20 protein-coding genes are annotated in these 26,389 nt (G+C 72.7%); 5 read left to right on the top strand and 15 right to left on the bottom strand.

Annotation, left to right across the window (positions count from 1 at the left end; all coding sequences use genetic code 11):
* Positions 1–94 precede the first annotated feature (94 nt).
* The 8 genes from OIE69_RS44575 to OIE69_RS44540 form a co-directional block, all read right to left on the bottom strand.
* Positions 95–430, bottom strand: a complete 336-nt coding sequence (locus OIE69_RS44575; protein ID WP_326581600.1) for a hypothetical protein — start codon at positions 428–430, stop codon at positions 95–97.
* A 458-nt stretch (positions 431–888) separates the two neighbouring features.
* Complete coding sequence (locus tag OIE69_RS44570; protein ID WP_326581601.1) at positions 889–2,487, bottom strand: hypothetical protein; 1,599 nt, start codon at positions 2,485–2,487, stop codon at positions 889–891.
* Positions 2,484–3,569 carry a bifunctional DNA primase/polymerase gene (locus tag OIE69_RS44565; RefSeq protein ID WP_326581602.1) on the bottom strand — a complete coding sequence of 362 codons (1,086 nt, stop codon included), beginning with the start codon at positions 3,567–3,569 and terminating at the stop codon, positions 2,484–2,486. The genes OIE69_RS44570 and OIE69_RS44565 overlap by 4 nt, the downstream gene beginning before the upstream one ends.
* Before the next feature lie 236 nt (positions 3,570–3,805).
* On the bottom strand, positions 3,806–4,138 hold the full coding sequence (locus tag OIE69_RS44560) for a helix-turn-helix domain-containing protein (protein WP_326581603.1): 333 nt from the start codon (positions 4,136–4,138) through the stop codon (positions 3,806–3,808).
* 202 nt (positions 4,139–4,340) lie between these two features.
* The gene (locus tag OIE69_RS44555; RefSeq protein WP_326581604.1) at positions 4,341–5,030 is read right to left on the bottom strand and encodes an LOG family protein; all 690 of its coding nucleotides are present in this window, start codon (positions 5,028–5,030) and stop codon (positions 4,341–4,343) included.
* Positions 5,031–5,453: 423 nt separating this feature from the next.
* A complete protein-coding gene (locus OIE69_RS44550; RefSeq protein ID WP_326581605.1) occupies positions 5,454–6,665 on the bottom strand; it encodes an ATP-grasp domain-containing protein in 1,212 nt (403 codons plus the stop codon).
* A 26-nt stretch (positions 6,666–6,691) separates the two neighbouring features.
* Entirely contained in the window at positions 6,692–7,795 is a 1,104-nt protein-coding gene (locus tag OIE69_RS44545; protein ID WP_326581606.1) for a GNAT family N-acetyltransferase, read from the bottom strand.
* Positions 7,792–9,024, bottom strand: coding sequence for an MFS transporter (locus OIE69_RS44540; RefSeq protein WP_326581607.1), 1,233 nt, complete (start codon positions 9,022–9,024; stop codon positions 7,792–7,794). The genes OIE69_RS44545 and OIE69_RS44540 overlap by 4 nt, the downstream gene beginning before the upstream one ends.
* Before the next feature lie 432 nt (positions 9,025–9,456).
* On the opposite strand from OIE69_RS44540, the gene OIE69_RS44535 reads away from it, so the two are divergent.
* The 3 genes from OIE69_RS44535 (at position 9,457) to OIE69_RS44525 (ending at position 12,412) form a co-directional block, all read left to right on the top strand.
* Positions 9,457–9,744: a hypothetical protein gene (locus tag OIE69_RS44535; protein WP_326581608.1), complete on the top strand. Its 288-nt coding sequence runs from the start codon at positions 9,457–9,459 to the stop codon at positions 9,742–9,744.
* 705 nt (positions 9,745–10,449) lie between these two features.
* A complete protein-coding gene (locus tag OIE69_RS44530) occupies positions 10,450–10,869 on the top strand; it encodes a hypothetical protein (RefSeq protein WP_326581609.1) in 420 nt (139 codons plus the stop codon).
* 244 nt (positions 10,870–11,113) lie between these two features.
* Positions 11,114–12,412 carry an aminotransferase class I/II-fold pyridoxal phosphate-dependent enzyme gene (locus OIE69_RS44525; RefSeq protein WP_326581610.1) on the top strand — a complete coding sequence of 433 codons (1,299 nt, stop codon included), beginning with the start codon at positions 11,114–11,116 and terminating at the stop codon, positions 12,410–12,412.
* On the opposite strand, the gene OIE69_RS44520 is transcribed toward OIE69_RS44525, so the two are convergent.
* The 3 genes from OIE69_RS44520 to OIE69_RS44510 all read right to left on the bottom strand — a co-directional run bounded on the left by OIE69_RS44520 (position 12,339) and on the right by OIE69_RS44510 (position 15,388).
* The gene (locus OIE69_RS44520; protein WP_326581611.1) at positions 12,339–13,883 is read right to left on the bottom strand and encodes a hypothetical protein; all 1,545 of its coding nucleotides are present in this window, start codon (positions 13,881–13,883) and stop codon (positions 12,339–12,341) included. The two genes, OIE69_RS44525 and OIE69_RS44520, sit on opposite strands and share 74 nt — an antisense overlap.
* 198 nt (positions 13,884–14,081) lie before the next feature.
* A complete protein-coding gene (locus OIE69_RS44515) occupies positions 14,082–14,768 on the bottom strand; it encodes a hypothetical protein (RefSeq protein ID WP_326581612.1) in 687 nt (228 codons plus the stop codon).
* Positions 14,769–14,773: 5 nt separating this feature from the next.
* Complete coding sequence (locus OIE69_RS44510; RefSeq protein ID WP_326581613.1) at positions 14,774–15,388, bottom strand: hypothetical protein; 615 nt, start codon at positions 15,386–15,388, stop codon at positions 14,774–14,776.
* Between the two features lie 540 nt (positions 15,389–15,928).
* Here OIE69_RS44510 and OIE69_RS44505 point away from each other — a divergent pair.
* Positions 15,929–16,252 carry a hypothetical protein gene (locus OIE69_RS44505; RefSeq protein ID WP_326581614.1) on the top strand — a complete coding sequence of 108 codons (324 nt, stop codon included), beginning with the start codon at positions 15,929–15,931 and terminating at the stop codon, positions 16,250–16,252.
* Positions 16,253–16,375: 123 nt separating this feature from the next.
* Here the strand turns inward: OIE69_RS44505 and OIE69_RS44500 are convergent, their stop codons facing one another.
* Positions 16,376–17,668 (bottom strand): hypothetical protein, encoded by a 1,293-nt coding sequence (locus OIE69_RS44500; protein WP_326581615.1) that lies wholly within the window; start codon positions 17,666–17,668, stop codon positions 16,376–16,378.
* Entirely contained in the window at positions 17,665–18,774 is a 1,110-nt protein-coding gene (locus OIE69_RS44495; protein WP_326581616.1) for a HesA/MoeB/ThiF family protein, read from the bottom strand. Before OIE69_RS44495 ends, OIE69_RS44500 begins: the two co-directional genes overlap by 4 nt.
* 506 nt (positions 18,775–19,280) lie before the next feature.
* On the opposite strand from OIE69_RS44495, the gene OIE69_RS44490 reads away from it, so the two are divergent.
* Complete coding sequence (locus OIE69_RS44490; RefSeq protein ID WP_326581617.1) at positions 19,281–20,600, top strand: hypothetical protein; 1,320 nt, start codon at positions 19,281–19,283, stop codon at positions 20,598–20,600.
* 183 nt (positions 20,601–20,783) lie between these two features.
* Here OIE69_RS44490 and OIE69_RS44485 read toward each other — a convergent pair whose 3' ends face one another.
* Positions 20,784–21,059, bottom strand: a complete 276-nt coding sequence (locus OIE69_RS44485; protein ID WP_326581618.1) for a hypothetical protein — start codon at positions 21,057–21,059, stop codon at positions 20,784–20,786.
* A gap of 340 nt (positions 21,060–21,399) precedes the next feature.
* Entirely contained in the window at positions 21,400–26,133 is a 4,734-nt protein-coding gene (gene mobF / locus OIE69_RS44480; RefSeq protein WP_326581871.1) for a MobF family relaxase, read from the bottom strand.
* Positions 26,134–26,389: the final 256 nt, after the last annotated feature.

Genomic DNA, 26,389 nt, shown 5'->3' with positions numbered 1-26,389 from the left:
GGCTGGCCCGCAGCGTATGCGCGTGCGCTGCTGCCCGGACGAGTCGGAGCTGCCTCGGTCCCTCTCCCGGTCTCCGGATCTTGGGGGCGTTTCCTCAGGCGGAACGCCCGCTGTCCCGGAGGCGCTGACAGGCTGGTCGCGCGCCTTGGGCCCAGGCGGCGAACTGGGGTGTCAGGCAGGAGGGAAGCAGCCGGCGGACTTCCACCTCGGCTGCCCGCCACCACGGGCGGGCGTCGCTCAACGCCACCAGCCGCGGATCGGCCTCGAAGTCGTCGCTGGCCGCCTCCAGACCCACCGCCTCCTGCGCACGAGCCCGTTCCACCTGCTCCAACGCGTCGGGAAACAGCTCGGGCGGCGTGACGTGAGGACGCAGAATCCGTGACGCCCCGCTTGTCACGCCTTCTGCGTCCATGACAGCGCCCGCGGTCACGTCGTCAGTACTTCCCTTACGCCGGGCTCAGGAGCGGTTCGTTCGGGCGGGGTGGGGCAGCATCATGCCGGAGCCGCGGGCAGGGGTGACGCACTCAATGCGGGGTGACGCTGAGGTGACGCACCTGGTGACGCAGTCTGGTGCGGTCTATAGGTGCTCTGACCTGTTGTTTTGATGCCCTAATGGTGCTCGCGGTGACGCGGTGACGCACTTTCCGGGGATCTCTCTACTGCCTCATCCCCTCTTTTTTCTTGAACAGAGAGATAGCCGCAGAGTGCGTCACCGCGTCACCGTGCGTGTCAACCGTCTCGGAAAGTTGCAGGTCAGCTTGCATGTTGGCGGGCGCAGAGTGCGTCACCGAGTGCGTCACCGGTGCGTCACCAGAATCCGAGTGCGTCACCGGGAAGACGAAAGCCCCCGCTACGCGGGGGCTTTGCGGGGGCTGTGTGCGGGTTGGGTCAGGTGTCGGCGCGTGCGATCCGGACCGGGCGTCCGGTCTTGGTCCGGGGGAGCTTGCGCACGTCGACGCCGCGACGGCGCAGTGCGGGGGCGGCGCGCTGCAGGCGGCTAGACAGGACCGCTGGCGTGCGAGGCCAGTCCACGGACAGCGGCGGGGGCCGCAGCAGGCCGAGCAGGTGCGCCGCGGGGCCTTCCCAGGCCCACGGCGGCTGCTGCGACATGGCCCAGCGCAGTACGGCCGTGGCTACTTCGTCGCCGTCGATGACGTCGTCGATCAGGGCGTCCTGCACGCCGGTGTACGTGGAGAGGGTGTTCCAGCCGGTGACGGCGTCCAAGGCCCAGAGCATCTCGGCGAAGTCCGCCATGCGGGGACGTTCTGCGAGCTGTTCGGCGGCTGCGGGCAGTTGCTGCCAGACCAGGGCGGCCAGGTCGAGGAGTCCGCCGAGGATCTTGGGGTGCGCCGTGGCGTAGGAGTCCCACAGGTGGCGTTCGGTGCGCCGCTGCCGGCCCGGGATGGGCTGCAGTTCGATGGGCAGCATGCGCTCGGCCAGGTCCTCGCGGAGGGCCCCCAGGTCGATACCGGTGAGCAGTACGGGGCGCTGGTAGAGCACGACGGCGACGTCGTCGTCGCTGTAGAGCTCCCTTTTCATCAGGGCGTCGCCGGTGACGACGCGGCAAAGGAAGTCGCTTAGCCAGGGGGTGAGGCCGCTGAGGTTGTCCAGGGCGAGGCACCAGCCGGCCGCTGTGGTCACGGCAAGGTCGTCTTCGGACTTGGGTACGGAGCGCAGGTGTGCGTCGAGTCCGTCGACCAGGCGCAGCATCATGCGGCCGCCGGTGCTCTTGCCGGTGCCTGACTCGCCGGTGAGGTAGGCGACGGGGCGGGGCATGCCGGGGCGCAGGGCGGCAAGTAGCCAGGCGACGGCCATGGGGGTGGACTCGTCGCTCATTGGCAGAAGGCCGCGCAGTATTTTCACACTTTCCTGCCAGCCGCCTTGGGGGTGCTCAGGCTTGGGCATTTCGCGCAGCAGGCGGGAGCGGCGCCATAGGGGGCCCTCCAGGGGGTCGGGAGCCAGCACAGCCCAGCGGCCGGGTTCGATGCACACCGATTCGCCGTCGGGGCGTCCGAGGTCGAGCCAGGTGGTGTGGGGGTCCTCGGGGTCGGGGGCTACGCGCAGGTAGACCTCCTGGGTGGGGCTGTCCATCGCCAGTGCTTCGAGGGAGGAGATGGCGTCGGACAGCGCGGCCTGGGAGGGGGTGCGGCCGGTGCTTAGGACGAACTCCCTGATCAGGCTTTGCCGTAGGGAGCCGGTGCCGACCCCGCCGCCTTTGGAGCGGATGGGGCGGGCGATGGGGCTGCCGTCGACGGCGATGGCATAGGTGGTCTGGTCCCAGCGCACGAAGCGGTAGCCAGTCTCCCCGAGCGCCCTAAGGACGTCGGCCTGGGACATTTTGCGGGCGCGCGTGTCCTCCTCAGGGGCATCTTGGAGGTGACCGGTCATGGCGGCCGCGGCATCGGCAAGCGCGCGGGGGGCGTGCGCTTGCGGCGCCCGCCCGGTACTGGGCGGAGGCACGGTGGGGCTGGCGGTGGTCTCGCTCATGCCCTGGCTCCGATCTGACGCGGGCGGCGGGAGCCGGCCTCGATGCCGCGTCGGATGGTGTCCTGAGCTTTGCGTTCCGCCGGGTCGATCCCAGCCGCCTGGGCGGCGTCGGTGAGAGCTTGGTGGACCTCGGCGCGGTCCAGGCGGCCTGCGCCGACGAACTGGCCCAGCGCGAATGCCGAAGCGTTCAGCTGGTCGTTGCGGCTGCCCTGGGAACTGCCAGCGACCGCCTCGAGTTCGGCACGTACCGCCGAGGCGACGTAGCCGCGGCCTCCGGCGCTCTTGGGCAGGGATACCCCCAGGTGTCCGGCACGGGCGTGTGGGCGGCGCTTGAGGCCGACCCGTGCCAGGTCGTTTGCGAGCCAGCGGGGCAACTGGGCGGGGGTTCGGCAGGGCCCGACCGGCTTGTAGAGCCCGGCGCGGGTGCGGGTGCCGGGGGCCACGGCGTAGGACCGGTCGGCGCGGATGTCGATCTGCCAGCCCAGGCGGCCGCGGGAGTCCATGAACCACTGGGAACCGTCGTTGACCTGGTACCACAGGTGCAGGCCGCCGGAGGGGGTGCACACGCTGAAGGTCTGTGGCGGGTCGGTCAGCAGCGGGGCGCGGCGCAGCTGGCATAGCAGGGCCAGGACGTCCATGCCGCTGCGGATCGTCGTGTGGTCGAAGTCGTCGGGCAGGGTCAGGCCCGGCAGCAGCCGCTCAGGGTCGGGCGGGGTCGACTGGTGCATGTCGAGGTCGACGATCAGCAGGTTGGACAGGCCTGCGGCGATACCGACACCGAAGTGCGGGTTGCGTCCCCACCAGGCGTCGATCAGTGCCCGATCGGTGGTCGCGGCCCGCACACCGTGGCAGTACCGGCCTGCGGCGATGCAGCGGCACTCCTGCGGCGTGTGCGGGATGTGGTCGGGGTTGGGCTGCCCGCCGATCGTTTCCCGGCAGTGGATGCAGTTGGCCGGGGGCACCTTCAGCCCGGGCGCCAGCGGGTGGACGTACCAGCCCTGCTCGGCGCACCAGCGGGCGACGGAGTGCGGCGAAGCGCGACCGGGGTCCTCCCGGCCGGGTGTTGCTGTTGTGGCCAGCACCGATTCCTTTTTCCGCCGTGCTGACCCCTGGTCCACCCTCACGCCCCGTACGGCGGCGTCCCATGCGGGCACTCCCCCCGTTACAGTGGGGAGTGCGCCTGGGGCGACCCGGGCGAGGGTGATGCTTGTACAGGGCATCACGGCTTGTTCGGGAAGGGCCCGCGGCGACCCGTGGCAAGGAGAACGCGGAACACCTTCTTGTGGCCCGGGACCTTCGGTCCCGGGCCCGTTCCATGTCACGCAGCGACGACCGCGGTGACCGGCGGCTTGAAGTGCACCGGCTGATGTCCCTTGGCGGCACGCAGCTGGGCAACGCGGTCCTCGGGCAGCGCTGTGAGGACGTCGGACAGGTCTGACAGCAGGCACGAGGGCGGAATGCCCCAGTGGGTTGCGATCTTCCCGAGTTCGGGGACGCTCCACTGGGTGGTGCCCGACAGGCGGCGCCCCACCAGTGCTCCGGACAGTCCGATGGCACGTCCCAGGTCGGTGTTGGTTTCGCAGGTCAACGACAGAACTGTCCTGATGACCTTGCGGAGTTCCACTTCGACGGGATGTCCCCGGTCAGCCATAGCCCCTCCCGTGTATCGGCGAGCCAAAACAGCACGCCCCTGCACTTTTTGTATAGCTCGGCCGACCATACATCACAGAAAGCTACTTTCTGAGCACCCCTCGCCCGGAGGGTGACGCAACGTTCACGAATCCTTTGCGTCAGCAGGTCGCGGCGGCGTCCGGCGGCTGCCGCGACACGCCCGGATCCCTGGCCCACGAGCGTCAAGCGGCAGGGTGGTGCAGGCCGTTCGTGGCCTGCACGTGGGACAGCACGGTCTCGACGAGTCGCTCGGGTGTGTCGTCGGTCAGCAGTAGATCCTCCAGGGGCAGGTGGCCGTGGTGGGCGAGGAACCCCGACGCGACGGCGTTACGGACGAACACGGTCAGCGGGCTGTAGAAGCCGTCGGTGTTGAGCAGACCGACCGGCAGCGGCGGGCACAGGCCCAGGGCGCTGCCGGACCACACGTGCGCGAGCTCGTCCAGCGTGCCGAAACCGCCGGGCAGAGCAACGACCGCGTGTGCGCCGGCCACGAGTTGTTCCTTGCGGGTGGCCATGTCCGGCACGATCCGCAGGTCGGTCAGGCCGGGATGGGCGACCCCGAGGGCCTGCAGGAAGTCCGGGATGATGCCGGTGACCTTGCCGCCCGCCGCCAGCGCGGCGTTCGCGACGGTGCCCATCAGCCCGAGCCGGCCGCCGCCGTACAGCACGTGCACGTCGTGCTCGGCCAAGGTCCGGCCGATTGCCGCGGCGGCCTGCAGGTAGCGGTCGGACCCGTCGGCGGCGCCGCAGAAAACCGCGACGGTCAGCCGGGTACCGGGCGCCCTGCCGGGCCGGGCCTGGCTCCCTTCGCGTGGCGTGCCACCCCGGGAGAGTGGGTGGCTGCTGCCCGATCTGACGGTCTCCGACGCCACAGACGGAGGATGGGTCATGGTCAGGCCTTTCGCGAAGGGAGCCGGAGCCCCCCGTGCCGGGACTCTGGCATCGTGCCGCGGCCGACCAGGGGTGAGGGTGTGCGCGCGCAACATCTCCCGCCCAGTGGTGCAGTATCTGCCGACTGCGTTCCACCGGGCGGGAACGCAAGGTTGCGATGGCTGGGCCACCCGAACGGTCCGGCCAGCCTCCCGGACGCGCCGTCGTAGGCTCCGAAGGCCCGCGCGGGATGCTCACCAGCAGCCGCTCCGGCGGCGGTCCGGGCGCCGTGTCCCCGAGAGCCCGGCGCCCGGACCAGCCTGCGTGAAGTTTGGCCCGGCCCGGCTGCGGCGGTCGGTCGGAACGGCGGGCCCCGATGCGGCTGGTCTACCGAAGGTGCCTGAGCCTGCGTTGAGGGCATGCGGTCAGGACGCGGCAGCCAGTGCCGGCGCGAGGCTGTAGTGGAACAGGGAGTCGGTGGCCCGGATGGACTCCTCGACCGCGTCGGCGCTCTCGCCGAAGAAGCGGAAGGAGGCGACCAGGCGCTCGTAGACGCTGGGCTCGTCGAAGACGGTGCCGACCTCGGGCAGGTCCTCCGCGTACAAGCCGGGCAGAGTACCGATGAGGGAAGGGCTGCGTTCGGTCAGGCGCAACCCGTACGGGCTGGGCAGCATGAGGTTCCCCGCGGACAGTTCCGGGTTGCGGCCGGGTACCGTGCGCGGGCTCTCGCCGAGTTGCAGCCGGACCCAGTCGGCGACCAGGTCGACCCCGTAGACGTCGCGGATGGTGTACGGGATCGGGCCGCCGCTGACCCGGGCCGCGGCTTCCAGGAAGACCGGCTGGGCAAGGGTCTCGAACGCCTCGAGGTGGAAGACGCCGCTCGCCAGCCCGAGGTGGGTCACGCAGGCGACGGCGAAATCGGCCATGGCGTCGGCGATCGGCCCATGTTCGACGACCGAGCCGATCGGCGCGTTGCGCTGGGAGAACTCCAGGCAGGTACCGATGTACCGCGACGGGTACACCGCCAGCGCCTTGCCGTCGTGCAGCAGGCCGTCGATGTGCCAGACCGGCGCCTCGATCCACTCCTCCACCTCGTAGCCGGTCAGGTCGACTCCCCGCAGGGCCTCGGCGGCGGACTGGCCGTGCCGGATCCGGTAGCAGCCGACGCTGCCCGCACCGTCGCGCGGCTTGACGATCACGCCGCCGGTGCACCGGCGGGCGAAAGCGGTGACGTCGGCGATGCTCGCGACCGGCTCGAACCGGGGTACGGCCAGACCGGGGGCGGTGGCCAGGAGGGTCTTGGCGGCCGCCTTGTCGCGGAACGGCGTGAGGTCGCAGACGCGGCTGCCGGGTACGTTCCAGCGTTCCCGCAGTGCGGCGCCGGTCAGCAGGTCGTACTCGGACATGGCGATGATGCGGTCGACGCCGCCCATGCGGGCGCGCAGCGTCTCGGCGGCCTGCTCGACGGCCGCTGTGTCGGCCAGGGAGTCCAGCTCGACGGTGCCGGCGGCGGTGGCCGGGATCATCGGGACATGGCTGGGGACGGTGACGTAGGCGACCTGGTGGCGGCTGTGGTCGATCACGCCGCCGAACGCAGCGAGTTCGTCGTCCCACCGGTTGATGATCAGAATGCGCACGATGGTCGTCCTTTTCGGGGTGCGGGTCAGGCGGCGGGCCGCAGCCCGGCGCAGGCCTCCATGGCGTGGCCCATCGCGTGCAGGGCGCGGGCAGTGGCCGCGTCGCGGGCGGGGAAGTAGGCGAGGGTGCGCAGGGCCACCGGGTGGAAGCCGGCGGTGCGCTTGTAGCGGTAGTTGGCCCGGCCGGCGTCGATGGTGGTGGCGCCGAGGTCGGCCGCCAGGTCCACGGCGGCGAGCATCAGGCCGGTGTAGGTGTGCAGGGTGCGCAGCTTCGGGTAGTCGATGCCGGCGGCCCACAGGTAGAGGCAGTCGCGGTAGTGGAAGCACAGGAAGCCGCCGGCGAGGTTGCCGTCGTGTTCGGCGGCCAGCAGCAGCACGCCGGGGATGTCGGCGACCGCCGTGAAGATGTCGGCGCCGTACATGCTGCCGCCGTTTTTGAGGGCGGCGGCCTCGGCGAGGTCGGTGAACTGCGGCAGATACGGCAGCATGGCCCGGCCGTGCAGGGGGCGGAATCTCAGGCCCTGCTCGATGCCGCGGCGCCTCTGGCGGCGCATCTCCTTCGCGTGCTTGGCCGACGGCACGGTGGTCAGGAACCCTTCCAGGGAGCCGTGGACACTGGCGGTGTGGGCCAGGTCGAAGAACAGGTCGGCGTCCGGGCGGCAGGCGGCGGTCCACCGGTGGGCGAGGTCGGTGGTCAGGCCGGGCACGACCAGTGCCTGCGCGCCCCACTCGCGGGCCAGGTCCACCCCGGCGCTCACCGCGTACCGGATGGTGTCCGCGTTGGCCGAACCGGCGCCGCCGTACTCGCCGTAGGGCGTTCCGGCGTACACCACGGGCGCGTTGAAGACCGGGCCGGTGGCGGCGTCCCGCTCGACGGCGGCCCAGTACGGCGAGTGTTTGACCAGGTAGTAGGAGACGAGGTCGCCGGGGCCGGTGCCGTCGGTCAGGTGCAGGTGGCGGTGGGCGATGACCGGTTCGGTGGTCACCTGCTCCCACGCGGATGCCCAGGCGCGGCTGGTGGAGATGTGGCGGCCGGGCGTGGTGGGCGGGGCGTCGGCGGCGTGGGCGTACCAGGTCCCGGTGGTGTCGTGGGTGGTGCGCGGTGCGGGGCGGGTGGTGGTGACGGTCACTTCGGACTCCTGACGAGCTCAGGCTCGGGGGCGGGCGGCTGGGCGGGTTGGGGGTGGTCGAGGACCTGGCGGTGGCGCCGCAGGCGGCGGGCGGCGCAGGCGGTGACCGCGGCGTGGAGCACCGCGACGGTGATCAGTGCCGTGCCCAGCCGGTCGGCGGGCACGAGTGCGAGGACGGCGCCGCCCAGGGGCATGGGCGCGATCAGCACCAGGACCATCAGCGCAACGGCCGAGCCGAACACGCGGGGCGGCAGCAGGCGGGCGCGGGCGGTGCGCAGGGCGACCATGGCGATGCCCTCGCACGCGGCAAGGCCTGCCAGGGCGGCGGCGTAGGCGAGGTAGGAGGGGGCGAGTCCGGCGGCGGCGGTGGCCAGCGCGCCGCCGACGCTCGCGGTGATCGCGAGGCTGCTCAAGCGGACGCGCTTGAGCAGGCGGGCGCAGGCGGCGGCCGCCAGCAGTGCGGCGGCGGCGCTGGCCGTCCACACCGCGCCGGTGGCCGCCGGGGAGTGCCCGAAGTTGGTGACGATCACCGGGGTGGCCGCCTGCAGCAGCGCGGCCATCAGGTTCATGCTGGCCAGCGTGGCCAGCAGCCACGCCAGCGCCGGTAGCGCCTTGAGCGCGGCCGCCCCGCCGCGCAGGCCCCGGCTGTCCGTCTCCGCGGCGGGCTGCGGCTCCCGGGAAGCGGGGTGGGGGCGGGCAGCGACGGTTCGGGTCAGGGCGGCGGCCGTCAGCGACAGCATCGCGATCAGGCCGAGGCCGTACTGCGGGCCGAGCAGCAGCAGGGCGCCGCCCAGGAGCGGGCCGGTCAGGATGGCGCCCTGGTCGATGGCAGTCTGTGCGGCCTGAACGCCCGCGGCGCGGGGGCCGGTTGCCACCGTGGCGCCCAGTGACTCGGCCGCGAGGTAGGTGATTTCGGCGGCCACGCCGCAGCCGACACCGACCGCGGCGATCGCCAACGGCCCTGCCCCGGCCGCGTACGCGGCCATGCCGCACGTGACCAGGCCTCCGCGGGCGAGCGCGGCCACCAGCATCACGGTGCGGGCCGGTACCTGGTCGACCAGCGGGCCGCCGACGCCGATCGCCAGCAGCCGCGGCAGCCACTCGGCGACGAAGACGATGCCCGCCCAGGCCGTGGAGCCGGTCACCTGGTACACCACGACCGGCGTCACATACGCCGCGACCGACGTAGCCAGCCCGTCGCACGCCCGCAAGGCGTGCACCCGGGCCACCGCCGGACTCCACCTCGTCGCACGATGCGCCCTGGGGGCGGCGGCCGCCGCTGCGTTGTGCGCCATGGCCGCCGCTCTCAGGCCGCTACCGGTACGGGAGCGGCGGGCTGGCGGGTGCGGGTGCAGGTCACCGGGATCGACGTCCTTCAGGTCGGCGAAGCAGAGGCGGGGCGGAGCCCAATGTGCCGCCCTGGCGGTGAGCCTGGTCAGGTCACGGGCCGCCCGGCGCAACGTCCGCCGCCCGGTACCAGGGCCCGGCACGGCATTCCGCGCCCGTGTCCCGCCACCAGGAACGCCCCCGGTACCGCGTTGCCGGCATCGATCGTGCCGAGTAGAGGCCGTCGCCTTCACCGATGTCGGCGCGGGCTGCTGTCAAAGGGGCGCCCAGCCCAGCGAAGGGGTGACAAGTCACCTGCCCAGAAGGGGGCTACCTTGCCCACCCTGATCACGTCCCTGCTCACGGACGGCCCGCGCGCCATCAGTGCCCTCATCGACCTCGGCGTCCCGACCGCGGCCATCGCCGTCTGCCTGATCCTCCTCTGCACGGCACTGCTGCTGTTCGCCGCTGCCACGCTGCTCCGCCGCTGGACCGAGGCCCGGGCCGTGCACGCCCTGAGCCGGGCCGTGGAGAACACCAGCGGCGGCAGGGCCCTGCCCCGCCGCCGGACTGGCCGGATCCGGCGGCGGGCGCTGAGCCGGGCGCCCCGCCACAGGAGCTGACGCTCCCTGCCGCCCAGGCCGCGCGGCAGCAGGAACACCGTGGGCCCGCACCGCTTGGTGCGGGCCCACGCACGGTCCGGTGCGGCCTCAGGATGCGCGCCCTGCTCGGCCGGACAGAGGCCGGCTCCCTTCGCACCGGCCGCCCAGGAGCCATAGCGGCATCTCCACGGCGGGCTCGAGGCGAAGGGAGCCGGACCAACCCCGTGCACCGCATCGTGTCTGGCCCGCCGCCGCTGTGGTGGTGTTGGACCAGGGCGTCCCGCGCGATGCCGCTCGGATCGCGTTGCCCGCACCGTCCCACGGGGCAGCGCAGCACCGTCGCGACCGTTTGGTCCTGTCTGTCGGTGCGGCCCTGCCTCTGTCGGAGTCGCCCGATACCGTCACCGACGTGAGCAGGCACCGGGCCTTCGGTGCCGACCGGCGCCTCGCGTGCCGCAATCCACGACCATCTGGCAGGGCAACCGCATGAGCATCGTTCCCGCACGTGACGTCGCCCGGCCCATACCCGCTTCGCGACGGCCGAAGAACTCAACCGTGCGCCATGGACAGCCCTCGTGCGCGGACTACGGCTGCCGCCTGGTCGTATGCCGGCAAGCGGCGCGACGAGCACGCCGTCAGCGGGACGCGGAGCTACGCGAGCGAGGAAGCGCCCGGGTGGCCCCCGGGCCGGCAATCGCGTGGGCGCAGCGGCTGCAGGTGCGGGGAATGTCAGCCCAGGACATCGCCGACCGTTCCGGGGTCTCGGTGACCTTGGTCCGTCGTCTGCTGCGCGGGGTCAGCCGGCCGATCGCCCGCACCACCGCCGACGCCGTGCTGGGAGTGGTCATGCCGCCGCGCCACCTGCCGGCCACACCCGGCCTGGCCAGTGCCAGCGAGGCGTCACGGCTGCTGGCCGATCTGGAACGCGCCGGATGGCCCGCCACGTTGCTCGCCCGGCGTCTCGCCGTGCATCCGCGCACCATCGCCGAGATCCGCTTCGCACGCCGCACGCGGATCCACCTCGACCTCGACGTCCGCATCCGCGAACTCCACAGGCACCTGATCCCCCTCGACCCGGTCAGCGAGGGCGTACGCGCCGTCGACGTCGCCCGCATCCGCACCCTGGCGCAGCGCCGGGCCGCGTAGCCGCCCAAGACGCCCGACGCGGGCTGCTACCAACTATGGCCGGAGTACGTCCTCGGCCGGGGTCCAGCCGCGATTCGGCTGGGTGTTGTTCACGCCTCCGTGCCGCAAGGCGGCACGCGTACGGGGATCGCCTGCCCTCGGCTCCCGCCTGGCGGACCGGGCCGCGACGTCAGGGCCGCGAGGGGCGGATGGGGCGATAGACGGAAGCACACCATCACCGTGCCGAACGCCCTGTGGAGCCCCCGTGAGAGCGAGTGTCGTACCCGTCCCCACCATCGCGGATCTGGCCATCCGGGCGCTGCCCTGGAACCCGGCCGATCACCTGAACCAGGCCGCCCGACGCATGCGAGGGCGGCAGAGCCGGACGCTGGGCTTCCCCGGCAACGCCAACGTCGACCTGAGCGCCTACGGTTCGCTGCTGAGCGTGCTGTTCAACAACGTCGGCGACCCGCAGTCCACCGACGCCTCCAACATCGGCGCCAAGCCGTACGAGCTCGCCGTGCTGGCTTACTTCGCGCACGTCGCCGGCGCCGACCCCGCCCAGGTGTTCGGATATGTGGCGTCCTCGAGCAGCGAGGCGCTGCTGCACGGCCTGTACACCGCGCGGCAGGCGCTGCCGGACGCCGTGGTGTACGCGTCGGATCAGGCGCACTACAGCGTGGCGCGGGCGTGCGAGGTGCTGCGGGTGGAGATGGTGACGGTCGCCTCGCGGCCGGACGGCAGCATGGATCCGCAGGATCTGGCCGACCAGGCGGCGCTTCGCGCGCGGGGGCGGATCTACCGGCGGCGGGTGGGGGCGATCGTGGTCGCGGCGTGCGGGTCGACGATGCGGGGCGCGGTCGACGACATCCGTGAGCTGCGGCGGGCGGCGGCGGTGGCCGGGCCGGTGCACCTGCACGTGGACGGCGCCGGTGGCGCGCTGATCGCGGCCCACACCGACCCGGCGCCGCGGTGGAGTTTCGCGGACACGGCCGACTCGATGAACATCAGCGCGCACAAGGTGTTGGGTCTGCCGGTCCCGGCCGGGATCTCGCTGGTCCGGGCCGAGTTGGTGACGGCGGCCGACAGCGGCGAGTACCTGGCCACCACCGACCACACACTGGCGTGCTCGCGGTCCGGGCTGGCGGTGCTGCTGCTGTGGGCGCGGCTGCAGGAGCTCGGGCAGACCGGGGTGGCCGCCATGATCGGCCGGTGCCAGGACGTCGCCGCCTACGCGGTGGAGCGGCTGGCCGAGGCCGGGGTGAACCCGAGCCGTTTTCCCGGGTCGCTGACCGTGTGCTTCGACCGGCCCCCGGCCGCCGTGGCGCGTCGCTGGCACCTGGCGTGCGAGGGCGGGCTCGCGCACATCGTGACCACCGGTCACGTCACGCGTGCCGCCATCGACGAGCTCGCAGCCGACCTCGCCGGTGCCGGGCGGGGAACCCGCCCGGAGCCGATCGGGCTCGGGGGCCGTGTGGCGGCGCCGCCGGTCACCGCATCCCGGGGCCCGGTGCCGGTGCAGGCGGCGCGGTCTGCGCGTCAGGGCGCGTCGCGCGCCGGGTAGACGCGGTCGGAGCGGCGACCGGCGCGACAGGTCGGGTGAGGGCCTCGGCGCGCTGGCGGATGCTGTCGGCGTCCCACGGCGTGGGTGGGGCGATCCGGTCCAGTCCGTCCAGTGCGGCCTGCAAGCACTCCACGTCGCCGGGGGTCGAGCCGATCCGGTGGGCGGGGACGGGCTGCTGCTGCAGGTAGGTGAGTTGCCCGGTCAGGAACCGGCGGGCGCGCTCCGGGGTGCCGAAGGCCTGGGCGAGGCGGGCTCCGGCTTGCGCGACGGCTATCTCGACCATCTCCTGCGGCAGCGTGTCCGGGTGCGGGAGGCGGGTGAGCCGCCCCAGCGCGTCGTGGACGAGGTGCAGCATCGCGGCCCGGGTGTCCAGGTAGGCGCGGGCGGCGACCACGGCTTCCGGCGCGGCTCCCAGCTCGGAGCCCTCGGCGAAGGTCGCCTGGCGCTGCTCGCGTACCTCCCGGACCGCCAGCCCTGCGCTCACCGAGGCATCCCGCCAGGAGTGGGCGGCCGACGTCATGGCCAGCGACCGCTGCGGGGCGGTGATCGCATCCTGCAGCCGCTGCGCGTAGCCGGTGCGGCCGGTGTGGAAGGCGGCGGTGTAGTCGCGCACGATGTGCCGGGCCAGCGCGAGTTGCTCGGCGCGTTGCTGGTCCAGCACCGGTGGGGCCGTGCCGGTGCGGGCCGCGGTGTCCAGGTCCCTGCGGTAGTCGCTGATGTCCGGCTCCAGGACCGCCCGTAGCCGCTGCGCGTGCTGGTCGTGCAGCGCCACCAAGTCGATGAGCCGGTCGGTGCTGTTCCGCAGCACCGGCACGTGACGGGCCAGGAAGTGCAGCTGCTCCCAGTCCTTGAGGTACTCATCGCGCTGCCGGGGCGTCTCCAGCCGTTCGAAGATCTGCCCCATCTGTCCGGCGGCCTCGGCTACCTGTCCGGTGACGGCGGCTTCGTCGTCGCTCTCGCCCATGCCGACGATCGCCGCCTCGAGGATCGGCATGGGCGGGGAGCCGACCAGCTCCCGCCAGTGCAGGGCCCACGCGGCGGCTGCGGCCAGCACCTGCTCCCCGGCGCGGGGCACCGCGGCGGCACGCTTGGCCATCCACGCCCCGAGCAGCTCGTTCAGCTGCTCGCGGTGTTCCTCGCCCAGATACGTCGCGAGCTCACCGGGGGTGTACTCGCGGACGTTCCCTTCCGGGCTGCGGGCCAGCAGGACCAGGTGCTGCCGCCCGTCGTCGAGTTCCATCCAGCGGCGCAGCGCCTCCAGCGGGCCGGGGGCCATACCGGCGAGAGTCAGACGGTCGAGGTCGAAGCCGGGCCGGTCGGCGCCTGCACGGCCCGGCGGATGCTGGTCGGACGCGGTCTGCGGCCCGGTATCCGGGCCGGCCACGGCCACGGCGAACACCCCTGGCTGCAGGCCCTTTAGCCAGGCTGGGACGAACACGGGGACGGCAGGCGGGGGTGGCGGCTCGCTCATCGCAGGCCCTTCTGGTCAGCCGGGCCCGCACGGCCCGGGAGTCGGCGGCTGGCCCAGCATGATCCGTCGCCGTGGCGGGCGGGGCGTGCGGCCTGCGTTTGTCCCGCGTGACGGGAAATGACAGTGCCCGGCGGTCCGCAGGACGGAACTTGCGCGGCAGCCGGCTCGAGGTCCGCGGGCGGTGCCCGCGGCCTCCTGTCATGGGGCGAGGAACGGCCGGGGCGCGGCGGGAGGCGTCAACGGTGGCTGATGCGCTGTCCCTCGTGGCCGCGCCCGGTTCTCGCGTGCTGTGGCCAGGGCTTCCAGCCGCGTCAGGTGTCCTTCATCCAGTGTCAGTAGTCGGGCAGCGACGGCCGCGTTGGTGGGCGTGCCGGTGAAGAGTGTCTGCACCTCGGCTCCGGTCAGTCGGCCGTGCTGGTGAAGGTGCTCGGCCACCGTCATCACCGCTGTCCAATGCCGGTCGAGGAACTCCTCGGCCTGATCGGAGGCCTGCCGCACCTCCCCCGGTGTCGCGCCGGTCGCGGCGAGGGCGTCGAAGTCGTGGCTGGCGGCAGCGCGTACGGCGGACGACCGCAACGCAGTCCACATGTGCTGCTCCCGTAGCCACCGCTGCTGGGCGAGGTGGCCGCCGTGCAGGAGAACCAGCAGCGCCTGTTGCGAGTCCCACCGCACGTCGGTGTAGGCCCGTTCGCCCTCGCCGTCGACGGCGCACTCGAGCACGCGGGCCTGCCCGGTGGCGAGTGCGGCAACCGCGTGGCCGCTCTCATGGACGGCGGTGAAGCGGCGGTACACAGGCTCGGACACGTCCAGCGCCGTGAAGACGGTCAGCGGCTCCTGGCCGCGAGGTCCCGTCGTCGGTACGGCGGGTCCTCGCTCATCAGGCATGCGCGTCAGCGGCCTTGTCCGCCGCGTCGGCGGCTCGTGCCGCTGCGCTGTCCCTGCGGTCGGCGCCGGGCCGGTCGGGTCCCGCGGCCCGGAGCGACCTCTCCGGCGCTGGGCGCGGAGGAGAACGCCGGGGCGGAGAACCCGCCCGGCACGCTGGTGCGCGCCTGCGCCGGAACCGCTGCGGTCGCCGCGGCGGGCTTGGCCACGTCGGCTGTGCGGGCGCGGGTGGCGGTCCCCATGGGCTTGGCGTGCGGGATGAGCGGGGCGCAGACCTGGCAGACCTCTTCCACGGTCCACACGCGGCCGACCGCGGGGTCGTGACGCAGGATCAGCACGACACCGCCGGAGCAGAGCACCTTGGTGTCGCCGTGGACGGTGCACTGCCGGGCGCGGCAGTGGCAGGCCGCGTCGGGCCGGATGGTGGCCACGCGGGCGTGGGCAACAGCGTGTTGCGCGGCGAACGTGCGCATCGCCTTGAGGTCCCGGGATCGGGGCGGCATCTTGCAGGCGGTGCTGCTGCAGGTGACGGTGGCCGTGCGGTCGGCATGGCCCTCGAGGCGGATCGTCCAGACCCGTCCGGGGATGCGCTCGATGGCTGCCGGGGTGGTCGCAGATGTCACGCAGGGCTTCCATTCGTCGGTTATCAACAGCGTCCGGACCACTATGGGTTACCGGGCGAGCACGGCGGCAGCGGATATCCGGACGATCCAGGCCGTGAGGCGGTTGGGTGTACATGTGTCCCACCAGGCGGCCAGGGCCGGGGCGCGGCGTGCTGGCTGTCGTCTTACCCCGTCTGCGCCGGTTTCGATCCTGGGCGTTGGGCGGACGACGACAGCAGAAGGGGCGCCGTCGGCGGCAGCCTCGGGGCGGGGCCTCCCACACCCCGCCCATCACTCTTTGTGATCGCGCTGGCCAATACCCCTTGCCCTAATATGAGATGAAGCGCGAGCTGCTGTGTCCGCGCTGTCCCGTAAGGGCTCCCGCCGATCCGTGAAGCCGGATCCGGACTTGGGGTTAAAAAAAAGCCCACGGTGGTGACTCATAGCATCGGTATCCGTCACTCTTTGTTGGATGTAGGTAAAGTCTCCGCGACTGCGCCGCATTGACGTCCGCCACCACAGGGCTTCCCCCGTCCAGCCGGACCCCCCAAGGGAACCCCTTTGAACCTCCAGATCGACCCCGTCAACGGCGTGATCTTCGGCATCGCCGTCCTGGTGGGCTGGCTTGTCTACCGCCGCAACCACGGCGGTGCACAGGCAGGCCCCACGCTCGCGGGCCAGCAGCCTGCCGGCGACCTCCTGGGCGCCGTCACCGCCGCGGCCGCCGTGATCCTCGCGCTGTCCTTCCTCTTCGGGCTCGGCGACGGGAAGACCGACACGGGGCGCGAGCCGCACCCGACGCCGACGGTCACCGTCACGGTGCCGCCCCCTACGGCGCCGGCCGCGACGCCGAGCCCGTCGCCCGCCGGGACGCCCTCCGCCTGACCTGGCACGGACACCGGCTGCACCGCCCCGGGACGTCGCCGGTCCTGCCGTGCCCTCATCCAGGTGAGCACGATCCCGGGCCGAAGCCTGCGGGCCTGGCCGTGCGGCTGCCCTTCCGGCCGGTCATGCAGCCCGGGCGCGGCGGCGGTTGATCAGGTGGTGGCCGTGGCGGCGCCACCATGCGCGGGCCCACAGCGCCTGGGGGGCCAGCAGCACGAGCAGGACCACGCCGCCGTCCAGCGCGCGCACCGCCACCGGGGCGGACGGATCCAGCAGGTGGCCAGCGGCGGCGGTGAGCAGGTGCAAGTCGAAGGGGATCGTGACCGCCGCGGCGGCGGTCAGGCACATCGCGGTCCCGGCGATCAAGACCAGCGTGTAGACGCGGACGATCCGGGCCTCGCGTATGGGCAGGGTGGCCAGCGGGCCGGTCCCGGGCGCAGGCTTGCGGCGCAGCTTCGCTGCGACGCGGCGGGCCTGGTGGCGGGCGTGGGCGGCCGCGTGGGCGTACAGGGTGCGGCAGCCGGTCAGGTCCTGGATGAGGAAGTAGATGTCGGTGCGCATGAACGCCATCAGCTGGATCGTCAGGGTGATGGTGACGGTGGTGGTGACGATGAGCGCGACGCGGTGCACGACGGTGCCCGCGTCGGTGTTGGCCGCGGTGAGCACCGCGGTGGAGGCGAGCGCGACGTCGGTGGCCATCCCTGCGGCGTAGATCGTGAGTCGGTGGCGGCGGGGAGCGGCCCAGATGCCGGGGACCTCGGTCTGGGCGACGAGGAACTGCAGGCGGGTGCCGAAAGTGATGCGGCCGGGCACCCCGGCGGCGCGCGCGGTGATCAGGTGAGCGAGTTCGTGGATGCCCAGCAGGGACCAGGCGATGGCGGCCTGCACGAGCAGGACAAGACCGGTGTGCTCGGACCAGATCAACTGTCGGTAACCAGGCCACAGCTGCGGCCGGCCCACCGTGACGAAGACCGCGACGGCCACCAGGGTGGTCAGGAGGACCGGCAGTGCCGGATGCAGGGTCCATGCGACGGCGGCCGGGCTCAGCCTCGGCCAGGTCGGGCGGAGCGGGGCCGGTCCGGGCACCGGCTGGCCGTCGCAGGTGGCGACGAATCCGAGCGGCACGAGGTCGGTGGCCAGGCCGGTGATGTCGAGGTTTTGCCCGGTCTGCGCGCGCAGCAGGCGGCGGGTCTGGGCGGGGGTGTGGCCTTCGGCGAGCAGACCCAGTGCGCGGGCGCCTACGGGCGGCAGAGCGATGAAGTCGCCGGTGTCGGTGCGGCCGACGACGATCTCTTCGTCTTCGTCGCGGACGGCGAGGGGGTGCAGTTCAAGGATGCTGTCCTCGCGCACCACCGGGACGCCGCCGGGGCCGTCTGGCACGTTGGGCGGCAGCGGCGCGGGCGCGGGGGCGGTCACGGGGTGGGCGCGCAGGCCGGGCAGTCCGGGCGGCGCTGGGACGTGAGGTGGACCGGGTCGGTGCCCAGGGCTGCGAGGTTGATCCCGTAGATGGTGCCGGGGGTGACGGCGGCCGTCCCGGTGAGAAGGGCAATGGCTAGGTGTGCGGCAAGCTGCCCGGACAGGCCCGCGGTGATCGCCGTGGCCGGATGCCCGGGCGCTCTGGGCAGCGTCTTGATCAGGTCGGTGTCGTCGGCGATGTCGGGCTGCCACCGCTCGTCCTCGGTGCGGCGCAGGCACATCCGGCAGCCGCCGCTGATGTGCGGGGCGTAGGCGCCGACAGTGACCAGCGGCCCGTGGTAGCCGCCGTCGATCCAGGGCAGGTTCGCCTTCAGGCAGGCCTCGTTCGCCCAGGTGCGGATGTCGTCGGGCTGGTCGGCGCACATCATCAGCAGGTCGAAGCCGGGCAGGATCTCGGCGAGGTCGTCGGGGCTGGTGATGCGGGACCGCTGGCCGGTGACCGTGATGTCGCTGTTGGTCTGGTGGAGCCGGTCGCGGGCGGCGTCGACCTTCAGCCGGGTGATGTCGCGCTCGCGGAACAAGGTCTGGCGGTTGAGGTTGGACAGTTCCACCCGGTCGTGGTCGACCAGGTGCAGTCGCCCGATGCCGGAGGCGGCCAGCGCCGTGGCGGCCGCTCCCCCGGTGCCGCCGACACCGACGACCACCACCTTGGCGGAGCGCAGGATGCGCTGCACGTCCCAGGCGCTGGCGCGGGGCTGCGGGTCGGTCCACCGCCAGTACGCCACGCTTCTGCCGTAGCGGTCCTGTTCTCGTTCGGTGAAGTCCGGCGGCGGCCACGCGGCCGCGTCGTCCATGTGGCCTGCCTGGATCAGGTCGTCCAGCGCGGTGAAGACGTCCTCGGCCGCGGCTTCGGGGTGCAGGGCGCGTACGGTGTCCGCGATTTGCTGCGGGGTGCGGGTGCCGTCGGCGGCGGTCAGCAGGTCCCACAGCCACGGTGGGCCGTCGGTGATCTCGGTGGCGAGGCCGTACACGCCGCTGCCGAGTCGGATCCGGCCGTCGGTGGTGCGGTAGGCGCCGTGCTCGGGTCGCACGCGGGGCAGCTGCATGACCATCCCAGATGAAGAACGCGGGTCGAAGAGCAGGAAGCCGGCCCCCGTAAGAGGGCGGAGGCCGCGCCCGCGGCCCCGGGCAGGTGCCCGGTGTCAGAGCGGCGCGGGCGCGGCCTGACGGGCAGAACGAGGTGGTGTCCTGCCCGAGGTGGTGAGGGCGTCGACGGGGCATGACAACGCCCTCACCGTGTGCGTGCCGGGGCCGGCGGGGTCAACTGGCGTTGGCGCAGGGACTGTTCGTGGTCTCCACGCGCTCCAGGCGGCGGAAGCCGATGCGCGCCGGGGCCGCGGCCGGGGTCTTCGCGGTGGTCTTGGTCAGCTTGGACATGATGACTCCTCGTGGGCGAGGCCGATGGGAAGGGCCTCATCGCAGCACCGCCACGACGTGGGGGCAACCAACGCCCGTCTGATTGGCCAGACTTGATCCACGATCTCCCGCGGTACGGGATGGTGGCGGGAAACCACACCCCCGGTGGGTGGCCGGACGAGGGGACGAGGGCTGCATGGAAGCGCTGCTAGGACCGGACGAGATCGACCTCGCGCCGTGGAGCTCCCGGCACACGTTCCCCTCACCTGGCGACGTCGACCGCGAGCTCGCCCGCATCGCCGAAGCCCACCCCGCGTGCCGCCGGGAGCGGCTCGGGCCGTCGCGCGGCGGCCGCCCGGTCACGATGCTGACCGTCCCCGGAGGCCCGCGGCACGTCCTGGTCGTCGCGGGCCCGCACCCGAACGAGCCTGCCGGAAACCTGACCATCGTCGCGCTGGCCCGGCTGCTCACCCGCACCAGTCGCTGGACCGGTTCGATCGGCTGCACCTGGCACCTGGTGGGCTGCATCGACCCGGACGGGGCCGCCCTCAACGAGCACTGGACCAGCCGGCCGCTGGACCTGGACGCCTACCACCGCCACTTCTACCGGCCGCCGATGGCCAGGCAGCCGGAGTGGACGTTCCCCGCGCCCGGCTGGGACCGGCCGCTGCCGGAGACCACAATCCTGCACCAGCTGCTCACCACGCTGCGGCCCGAGGTCTACATCGACCTCCACAATGCCGACTTCGGCGGAGCCTTCTTCGTGATGAACCGCCCGCACCCGGCCCTGTCGACGGCGCTGCGCGACACCGCCGCTCGGCACCGGATCCCGCTCAGCCACGAAGGCATCGACACCGCCGGCTGGGCCAAGGACGGCCCAGCCGTGCACCTCATGCCGCCCGCCCACGAAATGGTCATCACCCCGCCCGGCAAGGACAGACCCTCCCACGGCGCGAGCAGCCTGCACCACCTCCCCGACGGCGCGATCGCCGTCATGCCCGAGGTGCCGCTGTGGCCCGCCCGTACCCTGCCCACCCCGTACACCGGCGGCCCGGACGGCAGCGGCTACGCCGACCTAATGCGCCGCGCCGCCGCGACCCTCTCTGAGCGCGCCGAGCTGTTGAAGGCGTGTCTGGACCGGGTGCTGCCCCACCTGCCGAGGGACACCGCGGTGTTCACCGACGCCGTCACCGACACCCTGCGCGCGGCCACCGGCTGCGCGACGCTGTGGGACTCCATGGCCGGCGGGCCGGTCACCCGGGGCCAGTACGCGGCCTCCGACGACGGCGCCATCTCCTTCCCGCTGCGCGCCGCCGGGATGCTGCTGCGCGCCCTCACCGCCGAGCCCGTTGCTGCCCGCCCGGCCCCGCTGGAGGCCGAACACGCCGCGGTCGCCGAGGCTTTCGGCGGCTGGATCAACGACCTGCAGGCGACCACGCCCGCCCCCTACCCGCTCGAAGCTGTGGTCGGCCTGCAGACCACCACCGCCCTGCGGGCGGCCGCCATTGGCCCCTGACCTGCACCAACGCCCCGTCCGGCGGGAAGTACGCAGGACCGCATGAATAATCCCCCCACTATTAAACCGAGGATAATGGGGGGATTTTTGGCAGAAAAAACGCCAGGGAACAATTTTCGTTCACCTGGCAGGCTGTTAAATTATTCGCTCAAGAGTCACATATTGTCGCGTGCTAACGATGCGTCAGCGATTAAGCCACTTGTTAACCTTCGCCTTCACCTTCTTCTTCAGGTAACCAAACTCTTCCATTAGGACATCCAGGCTTTCACTAATGTCTCCGTACGACTGGGCGAACGCGAGGAACACGGACGCATCGTTATGGCCGGACGTCGCGGCGACCACGGCAGCAAGGAGCGCCAACGCGATGACCGTGGTCGCCCTCCGCAGGCGCCGAACACGGTCCTCCGCAGTAGAAGGCGTCCTGACCTGCATGTTGTGGTGGTCGTTGGTGGGCAGCATGAGTAACCTCCGTCATGTAAATGAGTGTCATATTTCACCCCTTGGTGAAGCTTGAGGATTAGTCCTCGAACGTGCATAAAACGCAAAAGAGGAGGTCACCGGGTACACGAACGGCCCCACTGCGGGGGCCTACGGTGTACCTGATCACTTCCTCGTTGTTACGCCTCCATCTTACCCGCGAGCCGCCGTAACGTCAATTCTCAAGCGCGTCATCGGATTGACGTCCGGGAGGGTCTGCGGAGTGCCGAAGCCGATGATGACACGCGCCCGGCGTTTCACCAAGGAAATTCCGCCGCTGCGGGTCACGGACCCTCTCGGCGTTCACACGAACCCGTGGTGGTCAGCGGCGGCGCGGGCGAGGGCGGCCGGTGCGGTGGCCGTTCCGGTTACCCCTTCGCGGGGCCGGAGGCGGTACCCGCGGAGCCGCGGGAAGGTCGGCGCGGGCAGCCTCGGTGCGCTGGCGCAACTGCTCCAGGCGGGCCTCGATGCGGGCGCGGGTGTACAGGTCGATGGCGTCCGTGAGGTGGTCCCATTCCTGGCCGTCGATGCCGGACGGGCGTGGGCCGAGGATGTCGGAGCCGGCGCGGTGGTGACGGCGGCGGTAGTCGGCGAGCGCGGTGACGAGCCGGGTGTAGGCGTGCTGCTCGTCCTCGTTGTCCTCATCCGGCGCGGTGATGGCGCCGATCCAGGCCTCGGGTGCCGCCTCGCCAGCGAGCGCTGCGGCCAGCGCGCTGCGGGCCAGGCGGGCGTCGGCGGCGGCGTTGTTCAGGGGTGCGATGCCGTGCGGGTCGCGTACGGCCGGATGCGCGGGCAGCGCGTAGGCGCCGCCGGGCGGCGGGCTGTCGAGGTGGGCCAGGACGGCAGCCAGGACATCGGAGGCGGGTGCGCCGGGCGGTGGTGTGTGCATCGGGTGGCGGCTTCCGTTGAAGGCGCGGATGCGGGCGGTCATGGCGTCCCAGGCGGCGGCGTCGCCGGGGTCGGCCGGGCGGGGGCCGAGGCCGGGCACCGTGGTAATGGCGTGGCGGGTCCGCCACAGTTCGACCAGGGCGCAGGTGGTGGCCCAGGCGGCGCGCCGGTTGGGCGAGGTCGCAGGCGGTGGCGGGCCGAGCGGGCGGGCCCAGGCCGGCGGGTGGTCGGCGAGGGTGTGGCCGCGGGCTGTCACCGCGCGGGCGAGGATGCGGTGGCGTTCGGCAAGGTGCTGGCGCCAGTGGCCCGGGGTGTCGGGGTGCGTGAGGCAGGTGCGGTCGGCGGCCCAGTCGGGAATGTCGGCGTGCTGGTTCGGCTGGTGCGGAAGGTGGTCGGGCAGGCGGTCACGCAGCCGCAGTTCGGCGTCGATCCGGCCGGTGATGGCGTCGGCGCGGGCGAGCGCGGTCCGGGCGTGGAACTGCCGCTCCTTGCTGGCGTCGGCGCGGTCGTGGTGGTGGCGTCGGGTGGCGGCCAGGCTGCCGCTGCCGGTGTGGTGACGGCCGCGGTCGCGCTGCCAGTCCTCGCGGGCGGCCTGCTTCCACGGCAGGGTGCGGCGCAGGGCGGTCTCGGCCGTCAGGGCGGCGATGGTGGCCCGAGCGGCGGGTGACAGTGGTGTGCCGGTGCGGGCGGCGTCGCGGTAGGCGGCGCGGGCGGTGGCGATTTCAGCGGCAAGCTGGGTGCGGGTCAGCGGCCCATGGGGGCGGTCGGGCCAGGCCGGATGGGTGATCCCGTCGCGTGTCGTCACTGGTGCGGGGAGGACGCTCATGGCGGCGTCGGCGGCTTGGAGTTCGGTGTGCGCGGCCGTGCGGTGGGCGGCCGCGAGGTGGGCGAGGTTGTGCAGCTGGTCGAGGGTCAGGTGCGCCAGCGGGCGGCTTTGCGGGGTGGTGGTGGCCGCGTGTGCGGCGTCTGTGAGGTGGCGGCGCAGCCGCCAGGTGAGTAGCGCGGCGATGTCGTCGGCGTCGGCCAGGGCGCGGCCGGTGAGGGTGCGGGTGAGCAGGCGGGGCAGGTCGAATCCGGTGCGTTCGGCGTCGGCGAGGGCGCGGATGAGGGCGGGGAAGGCGTCGGCGGCGAGGAACGCTGCGGCGCGGTCCAGGCCGAGGGTGTGCTCGAGGACGCCGGTCAGTCGGGCGGTGGTGGCGCGCCGGGCGACGTCGGCGTACTGGGCGGCGAGGGTGCCGGGGGCGGTGGCGTGGCGCTGGAGGTCGGCGATCGTCTCGGTCGCGGACAGCTGTGCGCGGCGGCGGGCGGCAATGCCGGTGAGGACGTCGTTGAGGTCTTGGCCGTCGTGGTCGAGGGCGACGTACAGGCGGTTGGTGTGGCGGCCGCGGGTGAGCTGGACGTAGACGCCTTCGCGGCCGGAGGCGGGGGTTGCCAGGGCGTGGGAGGTGTCGACGGTCATGCCCTGGGCGCGGTGGATGGTGGAGGCGTAGCCGAGTTCGCAGTGCCCGGCCACGTAGTCGGCGGGCAGCCGGATGCGGCCGTGGTGGCCGGTGTGCCGGACGACAAGCTCCCCGTTGGGGTCGACGGCCTGGACGGTCCAGGTGTCGCCGTTCTTCACGAAGTCGCGGCCGCCGCGCACGCTCATGCGGCGGGCGTTGAGGCGGGTGACGATGATGTCGCCGACGTGCGCGCGGGCCCCGGCGCGCAGGGCGATCGAGCTGCGGGTGTCGAGCCGGCCGGCTGCGATGTGCCAGGCCTGGGCGCGGGCGTTGAGCGCGGTGACGGTCGCGGTGTCGGCAGCGGTCATCAGCGTGGTCCGCCCGGCGAGCGTGTCGGCGGCCCACGCTTCGAAGACGGCCTGGTGCATCAGCTGGCCGGGGCCGGCGGTGACGCGGCCGCGGTCGCGGTACCAGGTGAAGGCCTCGGCGGGGTGCTTGCTGTCGCGTAGGGCCAGGGACGCGTCGGCTTCGCCGGGGGTGCGGAAACGGTGCAGCCGGTCCAGTTCGACCGCTCCCCCGGCACCGGCGATCAGGCGCAGCGCGCCGCCTGATTCGATCGCGGCGAGCTGGTGCGGGTCGCCGAGCAGCCGCACCACGGCCCCGGCGGCGGTGGCTTCGGCGAGGATCTTGTCGAGCAGGCGGGTGCCGGCCATGCCGGCCTCGTCGACCAGGACCACGTCGCCCGGCCGCAGGGCGAAGGCGTCGTCGGTGTCGTGGCCTTGGGCGGCCAGTTCGCGTTGGTGCAGCCAGGAGTGCAGGGTGTGCGCGGGCAGGCGCAGGTCGCTTCCGAGGACCTTGGCGGCGCGGGCGGAAGGCGCGAGCGGGATGACCCGGCTGCCGGCGGCGTGGGCGGCGGCGGCCAGCAGCCGCATGGAGGTGGTCTTGCCGGATCCGGCCGGTCCCAGCCCGGCCAGCAACAGCTTGTCGGACAGGGCGAAGGACGCGGCAAGCTCGCGTTGCGCGGCGCCCAGCGGCCCGTCGTGCACGGCGGCCGCGCGGGCGAACGCTTCCCGCCCGACCGGCGGGATCACGTCGGTGCGGGCGGCGGCCAGCAGCCGGTTCTCCGCGGCCAGCAGCGTCGCGGTGGTGTAGGTGCGGGCTCCGATCGGCTGGTAGACCGAGGTGCCGTCCGGTCGGGTCAGCTCCGGGTGGCTCGGGTTGATGTCCGGCGGTGTGACCTCGAGGCAGTCCGCATCAGCGAGCGCCTGGTCGGCAATCCGGTCGGCGGCGCCGGATGGTGCGGTCGCCCCGGCCAGGGTGCGCATCAGGTAGCGGCGGGCTTCGGCCAGAACGTGCCGGCGGCGGAAGGTGGTGCGGTGCGCGGCGACTTCGGCGAGCACCGCGGCGGCGGCCGCGGCGACATCAACGTCGACCGGGGTGGTGGCGCGACGGACGGCTACCGGGGCCGCAACGTGGGCAGCTGCCTGTGCCGCATCCAGAAGCCCGTCGACGGTGGCCTGGTCGGTGGCGGCGACCGCACGGCGCCGCCAGTGGTCCAGGAGCTCGTCCAACGAGCGGGCGGCACGCTTGGCCGGCCGGGTCAGCAGCGTCGCCTGGCCCTTCAGCCGGGTCCGTGCTGCCGGTCCAGGCTGCCGCCCGTGACGGCGTGCATAGTCGTCGAAGAGGGTCTCGGCGGTGATGCGGATGGCTGTGCCGCGCTGGGAGAACAGCTCCCGCAGCCTGGCGTCGATGCCCGCAATGCGCATCACCGGCCGCTGCCCGGGGGTGACTTCGACCGGTTCGGTCCGCAGGCCCAGCCGCTCGCACAGCAGCTCCAGGACCCGCTGGTTGAACAGCTCGGAAGCGGCGACGATCTCCCGGTACAGCAGCCGGTTGTCCAAGTTCCTCCAGCGTCCGTCGGGCCCTTGGACGCGGGGGCTGATCACGACGTGCTCGTGCAGCATCGGGTCCCCGGCCCGCGACTCGTAGTGCAGGTACACCGTGGCCAGCACCCCCGGCACTGCCTGCTCCTGGACGACGCCCCCGGCGCCGCTTCGCACCGCCAGCGCGTGGTTCTCGATCCAGGCCACGGTCTCCGCCCGGGCGGCCTGCTGCACCTCAAGGGCCGTGCGGCGCACTGCTTCGTCGCCAAGAGCGAACAGCAGCGACAGCTCCTCGGAGGAGAACGTCAGGTCGAAACCGGTGCGGGCCTGCCGCTGCTGGCCGGTGCGGGCGGCCAGGAACCGGCCGAGCTCCGCCCCGCTGTCCGGCGTCCGGTGATACTCGGCGCGGAAGGCCTGCGCGGCGACCGCCATCCTCACCTGCTTGGCTTCGGCCTTGGTCAGCGGCCGGCACACCCGCTCACTGGCGATGTCCAGAGCCTGCTCGATCTGCCGGTCCAGCGGCGAGGACTCCGCCAGATTCGGCAGCGCCGGGCCGAGCTTGGCAGCCCGCATCGCCCGGGCGGCACCTGCGCCGGCGCGCGTCTGGATCGCCACGATCGCCTCGGCGTCCGGGTGCATGCCCAGCCCGAACAGCGCCCGCATCTGCGGCTCGGTCACCTCCCCGGCAAGACCCAGCCGCACCGCCGCCGCGCCGTGCCACTCCCCGACCGGAACACCGGGCGTGCTCGAGGACACCGCGGCTTCACTGCCACGGGCACCGTCCGCCGCCGCGATGTTGTGCCGGTAGTACGGATAGCTGGCGGCCGTGATCCCTTTCACTGTCATCCCCACCCGACCAGTGCACCACCACCACCGCCGTGCGCGGCGGGCCCGAACACCTGATCCGCCCAGTCCTCCCGTACCGGTGGAAACGACCTTGCGGCGCATCCCGCCCGGCGGAACCGCAGGCCCGCCCGGCCAAAAGTGCTAGAGGTGTGCGGCGCACCGGCCCTCACCAGCCGGGGAACTATCAGCCCCACTCACGACAGCCACCCACAGCAGACCGACACCGCCGGGGCCGAGCGGACCAGGTAACACTCCA

The sequence above is a fragment of the Actinacidiphila glaucinigra genome (assembly GCF_035918135.1).
GTDB lineage: Bacteria > Actinomycetota > Actinomycetes > Streptomycetales > Streptomycetaceae > Actinacidiphila > Actinacidiphila glaucinigra.
This window is presented reverse-complemented; position numbering and strand designations above follow the sequence as displayed.

Bases quoted from the DNA above. Each gene is read 5' to 3' on its own strand.
- OIE69_RS44560 (WP_326581603.1), bottom strand. From the start codon at position 4,138: ATGGCTGACCGGGGACATCCCGTCGAAGTGGAACTCCGCAAGGTCATC.
- mobF (WP_326581871.1), bottom strand. From the start codon at position 26,133: ATGACAGTGAAAGGGATCACGGCCGCCAGCTATCCGTACTACCGGCAC.
- OIE69_RS44495 (WP_326581616.1), bottom strand. From the start codon at position 18,774: ATGCAGCTGCCCCGCGTGCGACCCGAGCACGGCGCCTACCGCACCACC.
- OIE69_RS44515 (WP_326581612.1), bottom strand. From the start codon at position 14,768: ATGCCTGATGAGCGAGGACCCGCCGTACCGACGACGGGACCTCGCGGC.
- OIE69_RS44485 (WP_326581618.1), bottom strand. From the start codon at position 21,059: ATGCTGCCCACCAACGACCACCACAACATGCAGGTCAGGACGCCTTCT.
- OIE69_RS44520 (WP_326581611.1), bottom strand. From the start codon at position 13,883: ATGAGCGAGCCGCCACCCCCGCCTGCCGTCCCCGTGTTCGTCCCAGCC.
- OIE69_RS44570 (WP_326581601.1), bottom strand. From the start codon at position 2,487: ATGAGCGAGACCACCGCCAGCCCCACCGTGCCTCCGCCCAGTACCGGG.
- OIE69_RS44490 (WP_326581617.1), top strand. From the start codon at position 19,281: ATGGAAGCGCTGCTAGGACCGGACGAGATCGACCTCGCGCCGTGGAGC.
- OIE69_RS44530 (WP_326581609.1), top strand. From the start codon at position 10,450: ATGTCAGCCCAGGACATCGCCGACCGTTCCGGGGTCTCGGTGACCTTG.